Origin of the sequence: Ekhidna sp., from assembly GCF_965228795.1 — a bacterium.
Lineage (GTDB): Bacteria > Bacteroidota > Bacteroidia > Cytophagales > Cyclobacteriaceae > Ekhidna.
In genome coordinates this window covers 3352034-3372045 of record NZ_OZ245839.1, presented here as the reverse complement: position 1 = coordinate 3372045, position 20012 = coordinate 3352034, and the positions used below count along the sequence as shown (strand labels likewise).

Annotated in this window: 19 protein-coding genes; 10 read left to right on the top strand and 9 right to left on the bottom strand. The window is 41.4% G+C overall.

Features of this window, described 5'->3' with window-relative positions:
* Positions 1 to 8: 8 nt before the first annotated feature.
* From ppk2 to ACQK2H_RS15070, 4 genes are all read right to left on the bottom strand, one after another.
* Positions 9 to 881 (bottom strand): polyphosphate kinase 2, encoded by an 873-nt coding sequence (gene ppk2, locus ACQK2H_RS15085; protein ID WP_425392206.1) that lies wholly within the window; start codon positions 879 to 881, stop codon positions 9 to 11.
* Positions 882 to 1112: 231 nt separating this feature from the next.
* Positions 1113 to 3716, bottom strand: a complete 2604-nt coding sequence (locus tag ACQK2H_RS15080) for an ABC transporter permease (protein WP_425392205.1) — start codon at positions 3714 to 3716, stop codon at positions 1113 to 1115.
* Positions 3713 to 4054 (bottom strand): PadR family transcriptional regulator, encoded by a 342-nt coding sequence (locus ACQK2H_RS15075; protein ID WP_425392204.1) that lies wholly within the window; start codon positions 4052 to 4054, stop codon positions 3713 to 3715. Before ACQK2H_RS15075 ends, ACQK2H_RS15080 begins: the two co-directional genes overlap by 4 nt.
* A 351-nt stretch (positions 4055 to 4405) precedes the next feature.
* Positions 4406 to 4906 carry a metallophosphoesterase family protein gene (locus ACQK2H_RS15070; protein WP_425392203.1) on the bottom strand — a complete coding sequence of 167 codons (501 nt, stop codon included), beginning with the start codon at positions 4904 to 4906 and terminating at the stop codon, positions 4406 to 4408.
* A 51-nt stretch (positions 4907 to 4957) separates the two neighbouring features.
* Here ACQK2H_RS15070 and ACQK2H_RS15065 point away from each other — a divergent pair, with 51 nt between their 5' ends.
* The 3 genes from ACQK2H_RS15065 to ACQK2H_RS15055 all read left to right on the top strand — a co-directional run bounded on the left by ACQK2H_RS15065 (position 4958) and on the right by ACQK2H_RS15055 (position 7393).
* A complete protein-coding gene (locus tag ACQK2H_RS15065; protein ID WP_425392202.1) occupies positions 4958 to 5488 on the top strand; it encodes a thioredoxin family protein in 531 nt (176 codons plus the stop codon).
* An 81-nt stretch (positions 5489 to 5569) separates the two neighbouring features.
* Complete coding sequence (locus tag ACQK2H_RS15060; protein WP_425392201.1) at positions 5570 to 6316, top strand: head GIN domain-containing protein; 747 nt, start codon at positions 5570 to 5572, stop codon at positions 6314 to 6316.
* Between the two features lie 63 nt (positions 6317 to 6379).
* A complete protein-coding gene (locus tag ACQK2H_RS15055; protein ID WP_425392200.1) occupies positions 6380 to 7393 on the top strand; it encodes a tetratricopeptide repeat protein in 1014 nt (337 codons plus the stop codon).
* Here ACQK2H_RS15055 and ACQK2H_RS15050 read toward each other — a convergent pair.
* Positions 7378 to 8091, bottom strand: a complete 714-nt coding sequence (locus ACQK2H_RS15050) for a hypothetical protein (protein WP_425392199.1) — start codon at positions 8089 to 8091, stop codon at positions 7378 to 7380. The genes ACQK2H_RS15055 and ACQK2H_RS15050 overlap by 16 nt on opposite strands.
* 73 nt (positions 8092 to 8164) lie before the next feature.
* Here ACQK2H_RS15050 and ACQK2H_RS15045 point away from each other — a divergent pair, with 73 nt between their 5' ends.
* The 7 genes from ACQK2H_RS15045 (at position 8165) to ACQK2H_RS15015 (ending at position 13196) form a co-directional block, all read left to right on the top strand.
* Complete coding sequence (locus ACQK2H_RS15045) at positions 8165 to 8806, top strand: NUDIX hydrolase (RefSeq protein WP_425392198.1); 642 nt, start codon at positions 8165 to 8167, stop codon at positions 8804 to 8806.
* Between the two features lie 67 nt (positions 8807 to 8873).
* Positions 8874 to 9023 carry a hypothetical protein gene (locus tag ACQK2H_RS15040; RefSeq protein WP_425392197.1) on the top strand — a complete coding sequence of 50 codons (150 nt, stop codon included), beginning with the start codon at positions 8874 to 8876 and terminating at the stop codon, positions 9021 to 9023.
* 175 nt (positions 9024 to 9198) lie between these two features.
* Positions 9199 to 9855, top strand: a complete 657-nt coding sequence (gene fsa / locus ACQK2H_RS15035) for a fructose-6-phosphate aldolase (RefSeq protein ID WP_425392196.1) — start codon at positions 9199 to 9201, stop codon at positions 9853 to 9855.
* A gap of 51 nt (positions 9856 to 9906) precedes the next feature.
* A complete protein-coding gene (locus ACQK2H_RS15030) occupies positions 9907 to 10110 on the top strand; it encodes a fructose-6-phosphate aldolase (protein WP_425393141.1) in 204 nt (67 codons plus the stop codon).
* Between the two features lie 8 nt (positions 10111 to 10118).
* Positions 10119 to 10829 (top strand): cell division ATP-binding protein FtsE, encoded by a 711-nt coding sequence (locus ACQK2H_RS15025; protein WP_425392195.1) that lies wholly within the window; start codon positions 10119 to 10121, stop codon positions 10827 to 10829.
* Positions 10830 to 10904: 75 nt separating this feature from the next.
* On the top strand, positions 10905 to 12146 hold the full coding sequence (locus tag ACQK2H_RS15020; protein WP_425392194.1) for a DEAD/DEAH box helicase: 1242 nt from the start codon (positions 10905 to 10907) through the stop codon (positions 12144 to 12146).
* A gap of 3 nt (positions 12147 to 12149) precedes the next feature.
* Positions 12150 to 13196 carry a saccharopine dehydrogenase family protein gene (locus tag ACQK2H_RS15015; RefSeq protein ID WP_425392193.1) on the top strand — a complete coding sequence of 349 codons (1047 nt, stop codon included), beginning with the start codon at positions 12150 to 12152 and terminating at the stop codon, positions 13194 to 13196.
* 13 nt (positions 13197 to 13209) lie between these two features.
* Here the strand turns inward: ACQK2H_RS15015 and dinB are convergent, their stop codons facing one another.
* From dinB to ACQK2H_RS14995, 4 genes are all read right to left on the bottom strand, one after another.
* Positions 13210 to 14256 (bottom strand): DNA polymerase IV, encoded by a 1047-nt coding sequence (gene dinB, locus ACQK2H_RS15010; RefSeq protein WP_425392192.1) that lies wholly within the window; start codon positions 14254 to 14256, stop codon positions 13210 to 13212.
* A 120-nt stretch (positions 14257 to 14376) separates the two neighbouring features.
* Positions 14377 to 15672 (bottom strand): TolC family protein, encoded by a 1296-nt coding sequence (locus ACQK2H_RS15005; RefSeq protein ID WP_425392191.1) that lies wholly within the window; start codon positions 15670 to 15672, stop codon positions 14377 to 14379.
* Entirely contained in the window at positions 15669 to 18728 is a 3060-nt protein-coding gene (locus ACQK2H_RS15000) for an efflux RND transporter permease subunit (RefSeq protein ID WP_425392190.1), read from the bottom strand. The genes ACQK2H_RS15005 and ACQK2H_RS15000 overlap by 4 nt, the downstream gene beginning before the upstream one ends.
* A 1-nt stretch (position 18729) precedes the next feature.
* Positions 18730 to 19800 (bottom strand): efflux RND transporter periplasmic adaptor subunit, encoded by a 1071-nt coding sequence (locus tag ACQK2H_RS14995; protein ID WP_425392189.1) that lies wholly within the window; start codon positions 19798 to 19800, stop codon positions 18730 to 18732.
* Positions 19801 to 20012 lie beyond the last annotated feature (212 nt).

The window sequence follows — 20012 nt, the reverse complement described above, 5'->3', positions numbered from 1 at the left end:
TTTATAAGTTAGTCACTAGAAATTGATGCTCGGTGATAGCGCATGGCTACTTCAGGGTCAGGGTTTAGCGAAATATTTGCTTCTTCTTTTCCTTCATATTCCAAATGGTTTAAAACATATCGAATGGTCTCCAGCCGGGCTTTTTTTTTATTATTTGCTTCTATGATGATCCAGGGGCTATACGACATGTGCGTTCGTGAAAACATCACCTGTTTGTAATGTGTATAAGCATCCCAATGCTCCTGAGCTTTTTCGTCAATGGGGCTAAGTTTCCATTGCTTCAGTGGATCACCTTTTCTTGAATCAAAGCGTTTCTTTTGCTCTGTTTTTGATATGGAAAGCCAGAATTTGATAATCTCCACACCATCTTCATAAAGCATGTGTTCAAACTCAGGTACTTGGAGTAAGAACTTTTTATATTCTTTCTCGGTGCAAAATCCCATAACCGGTTCAACAACCGCACGATTGTACCAACTGCGATCATAGAAAGCAATTTCTCCGGGGTTTGGTAGTGTATTGACATACCGTTGAAAATACCATTGGCCTTTCTCTACTTCGGATGGCTTACTTAGAGCTACTACTCGCATGGAACGAGGATTGAGGTGTTCGATGAAGCGTCTGATATTGCCACCTTTACCAGCAGCATCTCTTCCTTCGAAGATGATCGCTACTCGTCGGTTGTTCATATAAATATCGCGCTGAAGCTTGACAAGTTCCACTTGCAATTGCTTAAGTTCATGCTGGTAATTCAGTCCAAACATCAACTTCTCGATATCATGATTTTTCTCTCGAAGAATTTTCTGAATCCCCTCTTTTGAGTTGATCAGTGCCAGATCCTCCTTCGTAAGTTCAAGTCGTTTATCATTCTGTCCGTTCGACATCCCCATTTTATTGATTCAAGCCCAAGGTAAATTCGACGGACTTTTCGGAATAGGAGGATGGTCAGGCTTACTTATGACTATCATCAGGAGTAGGTTTAGAATGAAAATATTCATGATCCAGGAACACTAACGACCATGAAAGTCGTCCTACCACTTTGAGTGGTGGGACGACTAGACTTTAAGGAAAATAAGCAGTCCTTTGAGCTGCTTTGAAATCATATTTTTTTAATGCTATTCTTCTTTCAATGCATTGGCTGGGTTGGCTACAGCTGCACGATATGACTTTGCACTCACGACCACCCATGTTAGTACTAGTATTAGAATGATCGGAAGCACCAATAGATACCAACTCAGCTCGATCCGGTAGCTATATCCTTCCAGCCAGTCATTTAGCCAGTAAAATGCCGCACCAATCCCTACGATCCCTCCAATTACCACAAGGCGTGTGAAATCTTTGATCATCATGCGAAGGAGGGAAGGAACGGTGGCTCCAAGTACTTTTCTAACTGCTATTTCTTTGTATCGCTTTTGAAGTACGAAGGTGGTTAATGCGAATAAGCCCAGGAATGCAATGATGATTGCAAGAAGAGAGAATGTGGTAAATACCTGACCAAATTTCAATTCACTCTCGTATTGCTTTTGGTAGGAATCATCCAGGAAATTGGCATCAAATGGGTAATCCTGCACATATTGATTCCATTTTTGTTCGACCTGATTGAGAGTAGCCAAAATATCGGATGTCTTCACTTTAGCTAGAATGTAGGCTTGATGAAACATGCCTACCTCATTGTTGATTGGTCCATATCTAAAAATTAAAGGTTTGATTTCACTCTTTAGAGAAGTGTAATTAAAATCTTTCATCACACCGATCACACGGTATGTATGGCCCCCTGGTCGTTGTAGCTCTTTATTGATAGGATCGTCCCATCCCAGTTCCTTCGCTAGCGACTCATTGATTACAACAGAAGCACTGTCCGACACTCTATTCTTTGCGAAGAATCGACCTTTTATCATTTCAATGCCCAGTACTTTTTCCATATCGGGAGAAGCAAATCCGTTATTAGGTGAAACTCTTCGGTTGTCCTCATTTGGAACCTGGTACGTCCAATCACTAGAGCCATGGAAGGGTAGGTGACTCGTTTTAGACATGATCTCTATATCAGCAATACCTTCTAATTCATTTTTAAAGACCTGATACTTTTCTCCAAGTTGTCTACCATTGTTGATCACTAATGTTTGTTCCAAGTTGATGCCCAGGTCTTGCGACTGCATGAACATTACCTGTTTGTAGATGACCGCAGTAGCAGCTACCAAAAAGATGGAAATGGCAAATTGGAAGGCCACCAGCCCACTTCGGAGGCTCTTTTTACCTGCTTGCTGCAGCTGACCTCTCAGTGCTTTTAGAGGAGTGAAATTAGAAATAATGTATGCAGGGTAGCCACCTGCAAGCAGCCCCACTATAATGAGGATTGCTCCAATAGATAACAGGTTTGTGAAAGAGAATAAGTCGCCGAATTCAAATGAGCGACCTGTAAGTTGATTGAAATAAGGAAGTGCAATTGCTGAAATCCCAACAGCGAGAATGACTGCTATAAAGGTGATTAGAATTGATTCAATCAGAAACTGTGCTATAATATTCTGTCTATAAGATCCCAGCGCTTTCCTGATACCCACTTCCTTGGATCGAATGGCTGATCTTGCAGTGGCCATGTTAATGTAATTCACACAAGCTATTAATAGGATGAATAGAGCTACCAATGAAAATACGATTACGTTCTTTTTATCCCCTTGAGCACCCATGGAAAAGTGCGGGCTTTCTAAATGAATTTCGGTTAATGGATGAAGCGTAAATCCATAAAATCGATCAGGATAATCGGACATTAGGTCCTCAAAAGTCGCGTGACCAGAATGTCTGATGAGTTGTGGGCCGACATATTTTTTGTAGAGATTGACCAATTTGCCATTTACTTCTTCTTTAGCAACACCTTCCTGGATTTTGGCATAGGTCCAAAAGTTGTTACCTGTCCAGTTTTCGTTTGCAGATACATTATCCCAAACCCGACCAATAAACTTGAATGGAAAGTGAGTGTTTTTAGGTGGGTCTTCCACCACTGCTGTTACCTGCATATTATTTCCGTCAACAACAATTGTTTTGCCGATGGCAGATTCATTTGGAAAGAATTTTTCCGCCAGCGACTCTGTCAACACCAGGTCTTCCGGATCTTTAATTGCACTCTTTGGATCTCCCTCGATGAAGTTGACCTGAAATACCTCAAATATATTTTCATCAGCCCAGGCCGCTCCATCCTGAAAGAAACTTTGATTACCGACTTTGAAATGAGATTCCCATAGCCCGGATATTCGGGTTGCTTTTTCAACCTGCGGATATTCAGCCATCATGGTTTCTGCGAGAAGCTCTGGTGTCCATCTTCCGCGCTCACCATTGGCTACCCGGTAGATTCTCTCACTATTGGGGTAGAAGTGGTCATAGCTACGTTCGTGAAAAACATACATCATGATGAGCAGGCAAGAAGCCAAGCCGATCGCGAGACCAAGAATGTTGATTCCGGCATATGATTTTTGTCTGAGTAAGGTTCTAATGGCAACCTTTAAGTAGTTTTTGATCATGGCAAGTGTGGTTAATTGTTCAAAATCATCTAGTCCTTTTAAATATCTCAATCGAAAGAATCGGAGGGTATTCCAGGCAAATCTTCTGCGTGAATGGTTCCGTTCAAATAGCTCAAATAGATCTCCTTCGATTTGCTCGAGGTAGTGATCCTTGCAGAAAAAGTGAAGGAAGCGTAACGCCCATTTTGGTGGAGATTTTTTTTTCATTGTGTAAACCCTAAACTGGCTTTTGGAATTTGCTGATACAACGCATTTCTGGTTTGATGCACAAAATCTATGGCTTTACTTCCTTCTGACGTGACTCTGAAAAGCCGTTTTCTTCTGCCACCTCGTTCAGCACTTGCACCACCCATGTAGGAAGAAACAAAGCCTTTTTTCTCCAATCTATCCAGGGTCGTGTGCACAGCACTGATATTCACCTTTCGGTTGATCTGGCTTTCGATTTCATCCATCACTTTCACGCCATAGGCTTCCTCGTTGAGAATAGCCACAATCATCAAGACCAGTTCTTCCAATTCTCCCAGTTGATATGACTTGTTTTTCATATTTATTTCATAAATGTCAATCAAATATAAGCTTGAATAACATCATTACATTCATGATTGTAAATGAAATACAGTTGAAAAATGGAAAGGTTGCATATGGGAAGTTTATTTTAAGTATTCCCTTGCGAAAGACAGGGGAGTGAGGCTTGCGAATCGCCTTCCTTTTCTCTAGAAGGTTCCCATGACTCGGCTTCCTGCTAGTCAGCCTTCCAAGGGAATTGGGTATCTCAAAAAACTGTCATATTGAATGCAATGAAATATCTTTCATTTTTTTAGTTAACCCTTTAAAAGTGATTCTAATCAACCTTTTTTAAAGATTTCTCCTATCGTCGAAAAGACAGTTTTTTTAATTCATTGTTTTGCCCTCGGCCCCATCTCTACCACCTCCAAATTCTTAACCTCACCATTTTCCAGATCAAAGCGTAACAGAGTCTTTACTTTATGAAATCCATGCTTTCCTGCAGCACCGGGATTCATGAAGAGGAGGTTGTTGGTTTTATCCGGCATTACCTTCAAAATATGTGAATGCCCACACACGAGCACTTTTGGTTTGTACTGCTTTACATACCCCAGCACTTTGGAATTATATTTTGGAGGTTTGCCTGCTATGTGTGTTATGAGGACTCTCACACCCTCACGTTCGAAAATCTCACCCTCTTTACACTCCTGTCTAAGTTTACCGCCATCAATATTTCCCCACACAGCAATCGTAGGTTTAAATTTCTGTAACTCCTCAAGCACCTCCATAGTGCCAATATCACCGGCATGCCAGATTTCATCTACGTTTTCAAAGTATTTGAAAACCTTAGGATCCAGGTATCCGTGTGTGTCTGATAGCAGACCTATTTTCATTGAATTATCTTTGTTTGAAACTAAAACCGGTTACATATCCGTTTTATAACCATGCAAGTGCTAAAGTATTTATTTGTGAGTGTAATCCTTATTGGAGTCTCCTCATTTCGTCCATTAGAAAATGAAAAGGTAAACTGGCTCACCTTTGAGGAAGCCATAGCCTTACATGAAAAACAACCTAAAAAACTACTTATTGACCTTTATACTGATTGGTGTGGGTGGTGCAAAGTGATGGACAGGAATACATATAGTCAAGATGATATCGCTACTTACATTAATGAGAACTTCTATCCGGTAAAATTTGATGCCGAGCAGAAAGAACCAGTTGAGTTTAGGGGACATACTTTTAAGTTTATAGCCCAGGGCAGGAGGGGAGTTCACGAACTGGCTGCCGCTTTGACTAGAAATAAGTTAAGTTATCCGACCACTGTATTTATGGACGAAGAGTTGCGAATCATTCAGCCCATCGCCGGATATCTAAAACCTGAGCAGATGGAGCCAATATTACTATTTATTGGAGGCGACCATTTCAAGACTACAGCTTTTGAAGATTTCAAGAAAAATCACAAATCTTCACTCTGATCTGCAACCTTTCGATTTTTTCATAATCTATAGAGTAAATACCGAGCCCAAAGCTCATCCTAACTCTTAAATAAAAAGACCATGAAGAAATCGTTTTTAATAACCATACTCAGCATCCTGATTGCAGGAGTCACATTTGCTCAATCAGAAGAGACCAGAGATTTATCCTCTTTTTCTGAAATTTCAGCTCATGAAGGAATTGATGTTTACATAAAAAGGGGTGACAAAGAAGAAGCACGGATTGTTTCAGACAGCCATGATCTTGATGAAGTGCTTACGGAGGTGAGCGGAGACAGACTAAAGATTCATTTAGAAGGAAACAACCATCGAAATATTGATGTGGAAGTTTATGTGACTTACAGATCGATCAACGGTATTTCATCATCATCGGCTTCATCATTAACCTCTGAAGGCACTATTGATGCCAATGGTTCAGACTTTGATGTGGATGTGAGCAGTGCTGGTGATGTTGAAGTAAGTATTGATAATGCAGATGAATTAACCATCGATGCTTCAAGTGCCGGTGATGCAAGATTGAAGGTATCATGTAATGAAATCGAGGCAGATATTTCGAGCGCAGGTGAAATCGAAATAGAGGGTTCAGCAAGAAAGCAAGATGTTGAGGCTAGCAGTTCAGGAGATTATGATGGATATGAACTGGAAAGTGAAGAAGCTGATGTTAGTGCCAGTAGCGGAGGAGGAATTAAGGTAAATGTTAGCAAGAAATTAGATGCTCGTGCCAGTAGCGGTGGTTCTGTCAGATATAAAGGATCGCCTGCCTATCTTGATGCCAGCTCCAGTAGCGGAGGTTCTGTCAAGAAATCTTAAGACTCATTCAAAAAACACTTCTAAGCCTGCATACATTTGTGCAGGCTTTTTTGTTATGAATAAATGAAGAAATACATTTTTATCCTTTTTGCAATCTGCTTCTCATGTGAATCTTCGGAAGAACGCACAGAACGATTCTTTCAAATGGGTAATAGGGCATTGAATGATGGCGATTATGAGCAAGCCATAGAGCTTTATAATCAATCCTTAAAAGAAACACCTGACTTTGCACCGGCAATAAATAACAGGGGTGTGGCGAGGATTGAATCGGATCATCCGTATGAAGCGATTTTGGACTACAATCAGGCCATTCAAATAAATCCGAATTACCTGGATGCGTTATTCAACCGAGCATATGCGTATGAAGAGATCGGGCAATATCAGAACGCACTAAGCGATGTAGAGACCATTCAAACACTAACCTCAGATTCAGCATTCGTTTATTTTTATCAGGGCCTGGTACAGACTAAAATGAGAAAATATGATGAGGCACTTGAAAGCTTTGCAACAGCAGATAGCCTAAATCCATTAAACCCTGAAACACTGATCAATATTGCGACTATCTTTTATTTCAAAGAGGCATATGACACTGCGGTTTCATTAGTCAATCGGGCACTAGAGTTAAATACTGAGGATGCCAATGCATTTAGCTTGTTAAGTTTGATTGAGTTAGAAAAAGGAAACTATGAATCTGCCTTGGCTGAGGTGAACAGGGCAATGGATGTTGTGCCCGGTGAACCTTATTTTTTGAATAACAGGGGCTACATTTTTTTGCAAATGGATAGTCTTTCAGCAGCAATCGAAGACATCAACAGAAGCATCGTGTTGAACCCTAAAAATGGTTGGGCCTATCGGAATAAAGGCATCTACATGCTGAAAACCGGTAAATATCAGGAGGCAGTGAGTTTGTTTGAACGAGCTGTAAAAACAGGTGAGTTCATTGATGAGCTCTACTATTATTTGGGCCAAGCATACAAAGAAGCCGGAGATGGAGACAAAGCTTGTGAAGCATGGCAAAAAGGAAAAGAATTAAATGAATCCGCTAGCCAGGCAATGCTTAATCAAAATTGCGGTTGATCTTTTTTGAAGATCAACTGATACAGTGCCACCACGTGACTAAAGAATACTGCAGGCACTATAAATGTGGGTAGCAGCACGTATGGAAAGTAGAAAACACCAAGGTTTCCTACTTCACCACCAGTCGGAGTATAAAAATAGGGTAAATAGCCTATTGCTATTGAAACAATATTGACCAAAAGTCCCAGCGCAATCAGGTTCCAGATAATTGCTCCTATCTTACTTTGACTTCTTGCTCCAACCATGAAAACTGCGGCAAAAGGTGCAGATATTCCTGAAATAATGTCCAGGTTCGAACCTTCAAAGGTCATATCCATGGGAATGGCACGTGAAACAGCCAGCCACCAAAGCACCATTTCCACCGGTACACGTACGATGTGGAGATAGTGGAGCGTTGTAATCGGCATGTCCATTAAAATGGCTCTGGTTCTGGGCCATATAAAAAGCAATAGAATACCAACAATAGTAAACCCAACAAATAGAGGAAGTTTTGGAATGCCTGATAAATTGGTGAAGTAACCATTAAACGTTAACACACTTATTAAGAAAATCCACCCGATAAGAATCGTTATTACAAATGACGGAGTAAGATTCTTCCTTCCTGGCGCAGCGGTATTGACCGCATAATATATAAAACCAAGAACAGCTATTACGATGGCGATAAAAGTGCCGGGTACGTATCCGGGAATGTCTTCCATTTTGCGATTAGGGTGTGTTGTTCAATTTAATTATAAAAATGAAATGATTGATACATGCTTTATTTGCAGGTAAATGAATTTCGATGAACTGACCAGATTCTTGGAGAAGCGTGTGCAAAAATCCATGCCGGGGGATGCCGCGCATCAGAAAATGAAGCCCAAACTTCCAAATGGCGCTCCAATTAAGATGACACATGCTACACCTCCGCGTAAAGGAGGCGTATTGATTTTGCTTTATGAGGATGAGGGTGTTGTTCGATTCCCCTTGATTGAGCGGCCCAGTTATGAAGGCATTCATAGTGGACAAATGGCCCTGCCGGGTGGAAGATATGAGGAGGAAGACATGGATCAATATCAGACAGCTTTGAGAGAGTCAGAAGAAGAAATAGGAGTTGACCAAAAGGAGGTTAAAATAATAGGCAGTTTATCAGAGTTTTTTGTTTCTGCAAGTAATTACATGGTTTTGCCTGTCATAGGAAAAATAGAAAGAAAGCCAGCGTTTGTTCCTGAACCACGGGAAGTAGCCGACATTGTGATGCCACCGGTCACTCATTTGATTGATTCGGGACGGTTGAAAGAAAAAGAAATGACGGTCAGAAATGACTTTAAAATGGTATGTCCTTATTTTGACTTGGAAGATCGGGTGGTATGGGGTGCTACTGCTATGATGCTTGCTGAGTTTGTAGAGATCATGAAAGAATACCCGGTTAGGTAACATAACAGTCAAGAAACCATAACGTGATTAAGATCTTTTTACTAAGGTGTAAAGCTAGTTTTGGGGTATGGACGCAATGGAAAGAGACTATCACGATTATTCTTCTGATTTTAATGATCGAATAGAGGATTTAGAGGAGCTTTTTTTCGAAGAAAAAGAAGAATCCCAACCAATAGAATTCGAAGAAGAATTTTACCGTCACCTGGAAGAATACTAATCTTAAATAATCCTTAGTTACTAGTAATCTATTTACTAATTTTGCAGCGGCAAACGGGTACGACCAGCTCCTGCTGAATCCCCCAGGACCTGACGGTAGCAAGGGTAGGCGGTCGTAGCGGTGCGATGCTTCGTTTGCCATTTTTCTTTCCTTACTTCACATTAACCCTTACCAGATGAAATTTTTCATTGACACAGCAAACCTTGACGAGATCAGAGAGGCGCAAGATTTAGGCGTGCTTGATGGCGTAACCACCAATCCTTCACTGATGGCCAAAGAAGGCATTACAGGAGAAGCGAATATCCTGAAACACTACAAAGACATTTGCGACATTGTAGATGATAATGTTAGTGCAGAGGTGATTGCAACGGATTTTGATAAAATGGTTGCTGAAGGGAAAGAGCTTGCAAAAATCGATGATAAGATTGTGGTGAAGATCCCAATGATCAAAGATGGAGTGAAGGCGATTTCAGCACTAACTGCTGAAGGTATCAGAACGAACTGCACGCTGATTTTCAATGCAGGTCAGGCAATTTTGGCTGCCAAAGCGGGAGCAAGCTATGTCTCTCCATTTATTGGACGACTGGACGATATATCCATGGATGGATTAGCGTTGATAGAGCAGATTGTAGGAATATATGATAATTACGGATTTGAGACAGAGGTACTCGCTGCTTCAATTCGTCATAATATGCACTTAATTCAATGTGCCGAAATAGGTGCAGATGTGGCGACTTGTCCATTAAGTGTAATTACAGGATTGCTTAAGCATCCGTTGACAGACAGTGGACTTGAGAAGTTTTTGGCTGATTATAAAAAATCAAACAAATAAGTTAAACCTTAGTTGATGATGGAAGCATTAGATTTACTTAATTTAGAAGAAATGTACATCATCAAGGTGAAAGGGAAAGCTAAAATCCCTGACTATATCCAAATCAGGGACCAGAATTTTGTTTTGGTAGCATATTTTAGAACAGATCGTCCATTAAAAAGAATGGATAAGTTTGGCCTTGAGGGTAAAGATCAGGAACTTAAAAACCTGATTCAGGAGCTACCGTATGGTAAGCTTCAAAAACTTGAGCTTTAAGTAAACAAATGTCTTTTTCTGAAGAACCAGTTGTACGGGTTTCAAACGCATCAGTTTTCCAGGAAGACCACACGGTCTTAAGTGATATCAATTTCACTATTGATAAGGGCGAGTTTGTATACCTCATCGGTCGTACCGGTAGCGGAAAATCATCATTGCTAAAAACGCTTTACGCGGATTTACCATTACGGTTAGGACATGCTGAAGTGGTTGGTTATCCTATAGGTAGTGTTAAATCTAAGGACGTTCCTTTTTTGCGTAGAAAAATCGGCATTATTTTTCAGGATTTTGAATTATTCTATGATCGCTCAGTAGCCGAAAATTTAACCTTTGTGATGAAAGCAACCGGGTGGAAAGATCCGGCAAAGATGAAGAACCGGATCGCTGAAGTATTGATGCGAGTTGGGTTAGGAGCTATTTCTGCTAAGATGCCTCATCAGCTATCAGGAGGAGAGCAACAACGGGTGGTAATCGCGCGTGCAATGATCAATGAGCCTCAAATTCTTTTTGCAGATGAGCCTACCGGTAACCTTGATCCGGATGTGAGTGATGGGATTCTCAAGCTGTTTGAGGAAATTAATAATAGCGGAACAGCTGTTTTGATGGCAACCCACAATCATAAATTCATAGAGAAATTCCCACATCGTGTGCTCAAATGTGAAAAGGGAAGGATTCTCGATTCATCGAAAGAAAAGTTCGAATTGAGCGGCTGGTATTAAGCACCATTTTTTTAGTCGTACCTTTGCAATCAATAGGATTGGCATAACGTACAGTCAATCCATCAAATAATTTTTATGACATTTAATTCATTGGGCCTATCCGAGCCCCTGCTGAGAGCGATCAGCAAAAAAGGATATTCTGAACCTTCGCCCATTCAGTCAAAGGTTATCCCTGTTATTTTAGAAAAAAATGATGTCTTGGCTTCCGCACAAACCGGAACAGGGAAGACAGCAGGGTTTACATTACCCATCTTACAGCTTTTAGGAAACGAAAGACAATTAAGTAATAGACCTGTCAGGGCACTTATTTTGACACCTACACGAGAGTTGGCTGCACAGATTTATGATAACGTTCGTGCTTATTCCGCTTATATGGATATCAAATCAGCGGTGATATTTGGTGGAGTAAAAGCAAACCCTCAAATAGCAGCACTTAAAAAAGGAGTAGATATTCTGATAGCTACACCGGGACGATTATTGGACCTTCATAATCAGCATTTTCTATCATTACATAAAATAGAAGTGCTTGTACTGGATGAAGCAGATCGTATGCTGGACATGGGCTTTCAGCGAGATATCAATCGAATCCTGAACTTGCTCCCACCAAGAAGACAAAATTTGTTGTTTTCAGCTACTTTTTCAAAGGAGATCAAAAGACTTGCTCATGGATTTATGGATAGACCAAAACTGATAGAGGCTACTCCTGAAAACACCACAGTAGAGAAAATAAACCAAAAAGTATATCGGGTTGATAAAAAGAAAAAAACAGATCTAATTCTTGATTTGATTGCCGGTGGCAGATGGCAGCAAGTGCTGGTGTTCACACGAACAAAGCATGGTGCAAATAGGCTCACTGAAAAAATGGTGAAAGCAGACATCAGTGCCGCGGCAATTCATGGAAATAAAAGTCAGGGAGCCAGAACGAAGGCTCTTGATGGATTTAAGAAAGGAAATGTAAGAGTTTTAGTCGCAACTGACATTGCGGCACGGGGTTTGGATATACCTTTATTACCACATGTCATCAATTATGAGTTACCGAATGTCCCTGAGGATTATGTGCATCGGATTGGAAGAACAGGTAGAGCAGGTGCTAGTGGGATAGCACTATCATTGGTAAGTCTGGATGAGGTGGAATATTTAAGAGATATAGAGAAGCTAATTGATATTAAGATACCAAAAGAAACAATAGATGGTTTTGAACCGACTGAAAAAGAAAGTGATTTGCCACCATCACCAAAAAAGAAGAACTTTAATCGGTCACAATCGAAATCATCGTCCAAACAATACCGAAGGAACAAAAAACCTAAACGCAAATAAACAATGAATAACCTCCTTATTTATGGTGCATATGGCTATACCGGCCGATTGATTGTGGAAGAATGCCTGAAACACGACATTAAACCAATCATTGCTGGAAGAAATCCTGAGAAAGCCATGACCTATGCAAATAAAATGGGGTTAGAGTATGATGTGTTTGAAGTTTCTGAGCGTGACAAGCTCGAAAAGTGGTTAAGTAGGGGCGAGGTAGTCATTCATTGTGGAGGGCCGTTTGTACATACGGCAAAGAATATGGTCCATGGATGTTTATCGACCAATACACATTACCTGGATATTACCGGAGAGTTTCAAGTATTTGACCTGGTCAAAGAATATGGCGAAAAGGCTAAAGAAAAAGGGCTCATGTTGCTTCCGGGAGCCGGATTTGATGTGGTTCCTTCTGATTGTTTGGCAAAGCACTTACACAAAAAACTACCTACAGCCACAGATCTAAAGCTGGCTTTTGTAAGCAAAGGAGGAAAGCTGTCCAGAGGTACTGCCAAAACAATGATCGAAAATCTGGGAGAGCCTCAGACCCGACGCAGGGATGGAGATTATGAAGGAGTACCAATGGGTAAATCTGTACTGGAAGTTGATTACGGTGATTTTAAACAAATATCGATGGGAATATCCTGGGGAGACATTTCCACAGCATATCATAGCACTGGTATTCCAAACATTGAAGTTTTTAGCGGCACCACCGAACAGCAGCTGGCCAAAGTGAGAAAAGCTCTGCGACTTTCTTTTATGCTGAGATCCAGCATGATTCGGAATTTTTTAATGCGTCAGATGGATAAACGCCCGGACGGACCAAAAGAAAAGCGACGGAAAGAGTCTGATATGTATCTCTGGGGACAAGTTAGTGATGAAGAAAAATCCATTGAGGCTCGATTGAAAACACCCAATGGCTATACGCTCACTGCTAAGGCATCTGTACTGATCGCTAAAAAAATATTTTCCGGTGACTTTAAACCAGGCTTCCAAACACCATCATCAGCGTATGGAGAAAAGCTGATTTTGGAGATTGATGGGTGTGAGTTTTCATCATAATGGGGATAGGAAACTAAAATTCCAATGTTAGCTGGCTTTGTTGTTCAGGCTCCTCATCTTTCCTGAAATTAGAAATACCAACTCCAATTAATCTAACACCGTGCTCATCCAGTAAGTCCTCTGTCATCAGCTGTCTGGCTATTGCCACAAATTCTGATTCATTATTTATCGCCTGCTCCAGGGTTTTGCTTCGAGTGATTTGTCTAAAGTCACCGTATTTTAGTTTGATGGTGATGGTGTGACCATCAGATGCTTTGCTACGCTGATACCGATCAAACGAAATATGAGCGATGCGATCAACTTCTTCGATGGCATCTTCCAATTCGTAGATATTGTCTTCAAACGTGCGTTCTGCACTAACCGATTTTGTTTCTCTGGTTGGTTGTACCATGCGGTGATCAATCGCCCGGCAGATGTTGTAGTAGTATTGCCCAGACTTTCCATAGCGTAGTTTTAGGTCTTCCAGCGACTTCTTTTTAAGGTCTTTGCCGGTAAAAATGCCAGCTTTCACCATCTTTTCTGCGGTGACTTTACCTATTCCATGAAAGCGATGGACCGGAAGCTTCGAAACAAAATCTTCTGCTTCATCCGGGAGGATGACGTACAGTCCATCAGGTTTATCCATGTCTGATGCAGTCTTTGCCAAAAATTTATTGTAGGAGATTCCCGCTGAGGCAATGAGTCCGGTACGCGCTTGGATTTTCTGTTTGATCTCTTTAGCTATGAGTGTTGCCGAGTTTAAACCAATCTTGTTTTCTGTAACATCCAGGTATGCTTCGTCGAGTGAAAGTGGCTCTACCAGATCCGTATATTCAAAAAACACTTCGCGTATTTGACTTGAAAGCTCCTTATATCTTGGAAATCGAGGCTTTACGAATATGAGGTTAGGGCATTGCTTTGCGGCTTTAGCTGAAGGCATGGCGGACTTCACACCAAACTTTCGCGCCTCATAGCTGGCTGCTGCTACAACTCCTCGCTGAGAGTTTCCACCTACAGCTACAGGCTTACCTTTAAGCTTCGGATTATCCAACTGCTCTACCGATGCATAGAATGCATCCATGTCGATATGTATGATCTTACGATGATCCACGCAACTTCTCTATAGCTGTAAAAATAGAGAGGAATATGTGCCATTGAAGGATATATGCAGAATGGCATTGAACGACTCAGCCAAAAGCAATTATTCTTTAAGGAGATTTCCTGTTAATCGCAATAGTTCAATCTCTGCAATCTTCGCGGTATTGAGTGCTTCGATGTATCTAATCTGAGCATCCACCGCATTGTTTTGTGCTTCCCTGATTTCAATTGGGTTTGATTTTCCAACGCGATAACGTTCCAAAGCAATGGTTACATTTTCTTCAGCTACGGCCAGGTTTTTTTCCTCTAACGCTGCAAGGGTTTGGGCGTTTTGTAAAGTCAGTATTCCTGATTTAACAGCGGTGCGTAATTGAGCCTCTCCCTGCTCATATGCGGTATATGATTGCTCACTTAGAATCTTTGCGTTTTGTATGGTTCTTGTTCTGTTCAGTCCATCAAAAAGAGTCATGGTGGCTGTAAGACCATAGGTGAGGCCACTAGAAACATTACTTTGTAGAAAGCCTGCTTCCGCGCTTAAGTTCGAATAATTGTAGCCCAGGTTAAAGTCCAGCGTAGGCAGCCTGTCACTTTCGTTTTCCTTTATTGTTAGCAGACTTACTTCTTGCTGACTTTTGAGCTGCTTCAAAAATGGATTTTGCTGAATTGCTTCGGTCTCAATGTTAGCAAGATCTGTCAGGTATTCGGATTTTTCATGCGTATAGGACAACTCAAAAGAATCATAACCTTCCTGTATGCCAATGAGTTGCAGTAACTGCAGTTTTTGAATGGCTATGATTTCCTTTTGGCGTACCAGGGCCGATTGATCGGAGTTATAGTCTACCTGTGCTTGTAAATATTCCAGTTTACTTGCTTTACCAACTTCGTATTTTTCTTTGCTAATCGCTACCCGTTCTTCAGATAGCTTCAGCGTGCTCTCCAGCAAAGCCAATCTTTCCTGCTCCAGTGCTGTATTATAGAATGCTTTCAATACATCAGACATGGCATTCTGTACCTGACTTTTAAAAGCCATTTCGTTTAATTGACTGATCTCTTCTAACCTATCCTTGGTTGCGAACATGCGGAAACCATCAAATAACGTCCAACCCAGACTAGCTCCTGCATTGTAAACCGTTGTTTTTGCCCCATCTCGGTTTTGACTATCTCCGTTTACAAATTCAAGTTCGGTATCCTGAATGGTCTTGCTTCCATTGGCGTTTAGCCCAACGGTTGGTAGCATACCTGCATTCCCAACAGTATTATTGTTTTTAGCAATCTCCAGGTTGTACTTCTCCAGTCTGATGGCGAAATTATTCTCTAGCGCAAGTTCGATCGCTTTCTCTTCAGTTAGAATGGTGTCACCCGGTTGAAAAAGTGTGAATATTAAAAGAAGCTTTATCATACCCTTGCCAGTCTTTTTTCTTTACTCGTTAGAAATGAATAAATCGCCGGGATCACAAACAAACTCAGGAAGGTGGCTATGATCATTCCCCCGATAACTGCTATTCCCATTGATACCCTGCTTTCAGATCCTGCACCCAATGCCAGAGCAATAGGAAGAATACCTAAAATGGTAGAAAGACTCGTCATAAGAATTGGTCGGAAACGCATTTTTGCTGCTTTTTTAATTGATTCCATGATATCCAGCCCGGCAGCTTTCTGCTGATTAGCAAATTCTACAATCAGAATTCCATTTTTGGTAATCAGGCCAATTAGCATGATCATCCCGATTTGAGAGAAAATATTAAGTGTTTCATTGAAGTACCACAAGCTGAACATAGCACCTAAAAGCGCCAGCGGTACCGTAAACATGATGATGAGTGGGTCTCTGAAGCTTTCAAATTGTGCAGCCAGTACCAGGTAAATAAGGATTAGCGCTAAAGCAAAAGCAAAGTAAAGGTTGCTGGAGCTTTGTTGGAATTCCAAAGACGATCCGGAAAGTGCCGTTTGAAAACGGTCATCCAATACTTGATTGGCGATGACATCCATTTGTTCGAGCCCTTCACCTAACGATACGCCTTCGCTTAGTTGTGCACTCACTGTGGCAGAGGTAAATCGGTTGTAATGAAATAGCTGAGGAGGGGTGGAGCGCTCTTCAAGGGATACCAAATTGTCTAACTGTACCAGATCTCCATTACGTGATTTCACATAAATGGATTTTAGGTCAAGCGGCTCATTTCGATTATATCGATCCAGCTGACCGATGACATAATACTGCTTTCCATTCATGATGAAATACCCAAATCGGTTTCCACTCAGACTAAGCTGAAGGGTTTGTGCTACATCCCTTACCGAAACACCCATTGATTGTGCCTTCTCCCGATCAATACGGACACCCAGTTCCGGCTTATTAAATTTTAGATTGAGGTCTATGAAGCTGAATGCATCATTAGATCGTGCTTGTTCTAAAAACTCAGGAAGTACTTCTTTTAACTGCTCCAACGTACGCGCCTGAATTACAAAACTCACAGGCAGTCCTCCAAAGCTTCTACCTATGGATTCAGGTTCTGAAATAAATGCGCGTGCCATCGTGTTTTCAGCCACTTTAGGACGAATCGCTTGTACGATCTCATGTTGGGAGCGCTCTCTATCCTTACTGTCCTTCAGTTTTACGATGACAAATGCTGCATTGGTAGCCGCTGATGATGAAAATCCCGGACTGGTAATAGATATGATGGATTGAGCTTCGGGGATGCTTTCTAAAAGCATGCTCGTCATCTCTGTGGCATACTCATCCATGTAATCGAAAGTCGCTCCTTCGGGTCCGGTAGCAAAGATTCGAAACTGTCCACGGTCTTCAAGCGGGGAAAGCTCGGTAGGAAGCACCAGACTAAATACATAGATCAATCCGGCAGCAACAAGGACGATAACACCCGATATCCAGCGATTGCCCATGAATTTATCCAGCGCCTGATTATATCCTTTATTGAGCCATACGAAGAAGGGCTCGGTTACTTCATAAATCCACTGCCTTTTTTCTCGTTTTTTCAGCATTCTGCTGGAAAGCATTGGGGTAAGCGTGAGAGCAACAAACGAAGAAATGATAACCGCCACTGCAACGGTAATTCCAAATTCTCTGAAAAGACGACCAGTAAGTCCCTGAAGAAATATGATCGGAAAGAATACGGATGTTAATGCCACTGTAGTTGAGATTACAGCAAAGAATATCTCTTTTGTACCTTTTTTACCGGCTTTTTCCGGATCCATCCCATCTTCAATTTTTGTGTAGATGTTTTCGAGTACCACAATGGCATCATCCACTACCAGTCCAATGGCAAGCACGATTCCCAACAATGTCAAAACATTAATGCTGAAGTTCAGCAAGTACATCACAAAGAAGGAACCAATCAGTGCAATTGGAACGGTTATGACCGGAATAAAAGTGGTACGCCAGTCACGTAAGAATGCGAAAATGATTAGGACCACTAGGCCGAAGGCAATGAAGATGGTTTGTTTTACTTCGGCTATAGACTCTTTAATGTATTCGGTATTGTCAAAAGCGATCTCTGTCTGGATATCCTCCGGGATATTTTTCTTAAGTGATTCTAGCCGTTTATAAAATTCCTCTGCTATATCAAGGTTGTTGGATCCCGGTTGTGGTACTATGGCGTTTAATACCAATGGGATTCCATTGTTTCGCAAAGCTGTTCGCTCGTTTTCGGGATAAAATTCAGCTCGGCCAATGTCTCTGAACCGTACAATGTCATTTTCAGATTCTCGAATGATCAGGTCGTTGAATTCTTCGGGAGAGGAGAGGCGGCCAAATGTTCTAACAGTCAATTCAGTGGCACTCCCTTCAATTCTTCCGGACGGTAGTTCAATGTTTTGATCTCCAACCGCATTTAGAATGTCTAAAGGAGTGAGTTTATAAGCGGCAAGCTTGTCAGGATCCATCCACAACCGAATGGAATATTTCTTTTCACCCCAGATCCGTACCTCACTAACCCCGGGAATCGTCTGAAATGTTTCTTTGAAGAGGTTATCCGCAATCTCAGACATTTCCAGCAAGTTTCTTTGCTCGCTGTATATTCTCAATGCGATAATTGGGCTACTATCCGCATCTGCTTTGGTCACAATCGGTGGGTCAGCATCAGGAGGAAGGTTTCGAATAGCTCTGGAAACCTTATCACGTACGTCATTCGCAGCGGTCTCCAGGTTTATTTCCAGATTAAATTCAACAGTAATTGTGCTGCGACCATCTGCAGATATGGAAGAAAGTGTTTTGATGCCGTCAATCCCGTTGATCGATTCTTCAAGTGGTTCTGTGATTTGCGTTTCTATGACATCAGCACTTGCACCTGTATAGCTGGTGGATACAGTAATTACAGGTGGATCCACACTGGGATATTCTCTGACACCCAGGTAGTTGAAGCCGATCACTCCAAAGAGGATAATGACAATCGACATGACGATTGCCAGAACCGGACGATCAATGCTGATATTGGAAAGACTTGCCATATTACTTGATCGTTACATTTATTGACATTTCAGGTCTTACCTGCAAAATACCTGTTGTAATTACTGTGTCGCCTTCATTTAAACCAGACGTTACCTGTATACGGTCTTCTGTGCGGATGCCGGTGGTAATTTGCGCCGTACTTACCTTTCCATTTTTATATAGAAAGGTCTTTTTACCATTCAATTCCGGAATGACAGCTTCAGTAGGTATCATCAAGGCATTGGGAATGGTCTCGAGTGTTAGACTGACCCGTGCAAACTGACCGGGATATAATTTATTCTCGTCGTTTGATGCTTTTGCTCGAATGCTGATGCTTCGGGTTTGCGGATCAATCAAAGGCTCCACAGCATAAATCTTACCGGTAAACTGTTCTTCATATCCATCAACCTCGAAAGTTAATTGATCACCATTATTTACTAAGCTGATGTATTTACTAGGAATTTTAAACTCGAGTTTAATCGGGTTGACTTTATACAACTCCGTGATGCGAGCTCCGGGATTCAGGTAGCTGCCTTCAGCAACATCCCGAAATCCAGTGATACCTGAGAATGGCGCTTTGATGTAATGCTTGGAAAGTCGTGCCTGCAGGACTTTAATTTCGGATTTCACCGTATTAAGGGTGGTCAGTGCGGTTTCATATTCTTCCCGACTGATTGCCTCCTTTTCAAGGAGGATCTTTTGTCGGTATTCATTGTCTTCATTGAGTTTCTTCGTAAACTGAAGCTTCTCGATCTCTGCCAGTATCTCATCATCATTGAGTGTTACGATGATATCGCCTTTCTTCACTTTCTCACCTTCCCTGAAGGAAATCTTCTCTACTTTGCCAGATAGTTCTGAATTCAAAACAACAGATTCATCTGCGATGAGCGAACCCGTTACGTTCACTTTGTTTTCCAGGGATTCTGTGCCAACTACCATGGCATTAACGGTAAGCTCCTGACTCTGAGGTGAAGCAGCCTGTGAATTTTCTGTCTCACTGTCGGTACTCATGGGGAGCTTAGGGTAAGCGATGAGGCCAATAATAACCAGTACGATAACGATATATAGAATTCTTTTTACTGATTTGTTCATTGCAGGACTTGATTACCATGTAGACCCAATTCAGCGTTGATTGTTTTAACAACGAGGTAGTTCTACAACTTTTAATTGAAAGCAAAGGTCAATAAATTTCTTTTAGAAGTACATACATGAAATCTTCATTTTGATGAATGGTATAAAGGGAATGTGAGTTCACTGATGCATGATTTATCACAATTCCTTGAGTATTTTATTTAAAGATGCTT

Excerpts from the sequence above, each read along its gene's own strand:
- ppk2 (WP_425392206.1), bottom strand. The coding sequence starts at position 881 with ATGTCGAACGGACAGAATGATAAACGACTTGAACTTACGAAGGAGGAT.
- ACQK2H_RS15080 (WP_425392205.1), bottom strand. The coding sequence starts at position 3,716 with ATGAAAAAAAAATCTCCACCAAAATGGGCGTTACGCTTCCTTCACTTT.
- ACQK2H_RS15075 (WP_425392204.1), bottom strand. The coding sequence starts at position 4,054 with ATGAAAAACAAGTCATATCAACTGGGAGAATTGGAAGAACTGGTCTTG.
- ACQK2H_RS15070 (WP_425392203.1), bottom strand. The coding sequence starts at position 4,906 with ATGAAAATAGGTCTGCTATCAGACACACACGGATACCTGGATCCTAAG.
- ACQK2H_RS15065 (WP_425392202.1), top strand. The coding sequence starts at position 4,958 with ATGCAAGTGCTAAAGTATTTATTTGTGAGTGTAATCCTTATTGGAGTC.
- ACQK2H_RS15060 (WP_425392201.1), top strand. The coding sequence starts at position 5,570 with ATGAAGAAATCGTTTTTAATAACCATACTCAGCATCCTGATTGCAGGA.
- ACQK2H_RS15055 (WP_425392200.1), top strand. The coding sequence starts at position 6,380 with ATGAAGAAATACATTTTTATCCTTTTTGCAATCTGCTTCTCATGTGAA.
- ACQK2H_RS15050 (WP_425392199.1), bottom strand. The coding sequence starts at position 8,091 with ATGGAAGACATTCCCGGATACGTACCCGGCACTTTTATCGCCATCGTA.
- ACQK2H_RS15045 (WP_425392198.1), top strand. The coding sequence starts at position 8,165 with ATGAATTTCGATGAACTGACCAGATTCTTGGAGAAGCGTGTGCAAAAA.
- ACQK2H_RS15040 (WP_425392197.1), top strand. The coding sequence starts at position 8,874 with ATGGACGCAATGGAAAGAGACTATCACGATTATTCTTCTGATTTTAAT.
- fsa (WP_425392196.1), top strand. The coding sequence starts at position 9,199 with ATGAAATTTTTCATTGACACAGCAAACCTTGACGAGATCAGAGAGGCG.
- ACQK2H_RS15030 (WP_425393141.1), top strand. The coding sequence starts at position 9,907 with ATGTACATCATCAAGGTGAAAGGGAAAGCTAAAATCCCTGACTATATC.
- ACQK2H_RS15025 (WP_425392195.1), top strand. The coding sequence starts at position 10,119 with ATGTCTTTTTCTGAAGAACCAGTTGTACGGGTTTCAAACGCATCAGTT.
- ACQK2H_RS15020 (WP_425392194.1), top strand. The coding sequence starts at position 10,905 with ATGACATTTAATTCATTGGGCCTATCCGAGCCCCTGCTGAGAGCGATC.
- ACQK2H_RS15015 (WP_425392193.1), top strand. The coding sequence starts at position 12,150 with ATGAATAACCTCCTTATTTATGGTGCATATGGCTATACCGGCCGATTG.
- dinB (WP_425392192.1), bottom strand. The coding sequence starts at position 14,256 with ATGGATGCATTCTATGCATCGGTAGAGCAGTTGGATAATCCGAAGCTT.
- ACQK2H_RS15005 (WP_425392191.1), bottom strand. The coding sequence starts at position 15,672 with ATGATAAAGCTTCTTTTAATATTCACACTTTTTCAACCGGGTGACACC.
- ACQK2H_RS15000 (WP_425392190.1), bottom strand. The coding sequence starts at position 18,728 with ATGGCAAGTCTTTCCAATATCAGCATTGATCGTCCGGTTCTGGCAATC.
- ACQK2H_RS14995 (WP_425392189.1), bottom strand. The coding sequence starts at position 19,800 with ATGAACAAATCAGTAAAAAGAATTCTATATATCGTTATCGTACTGGTT.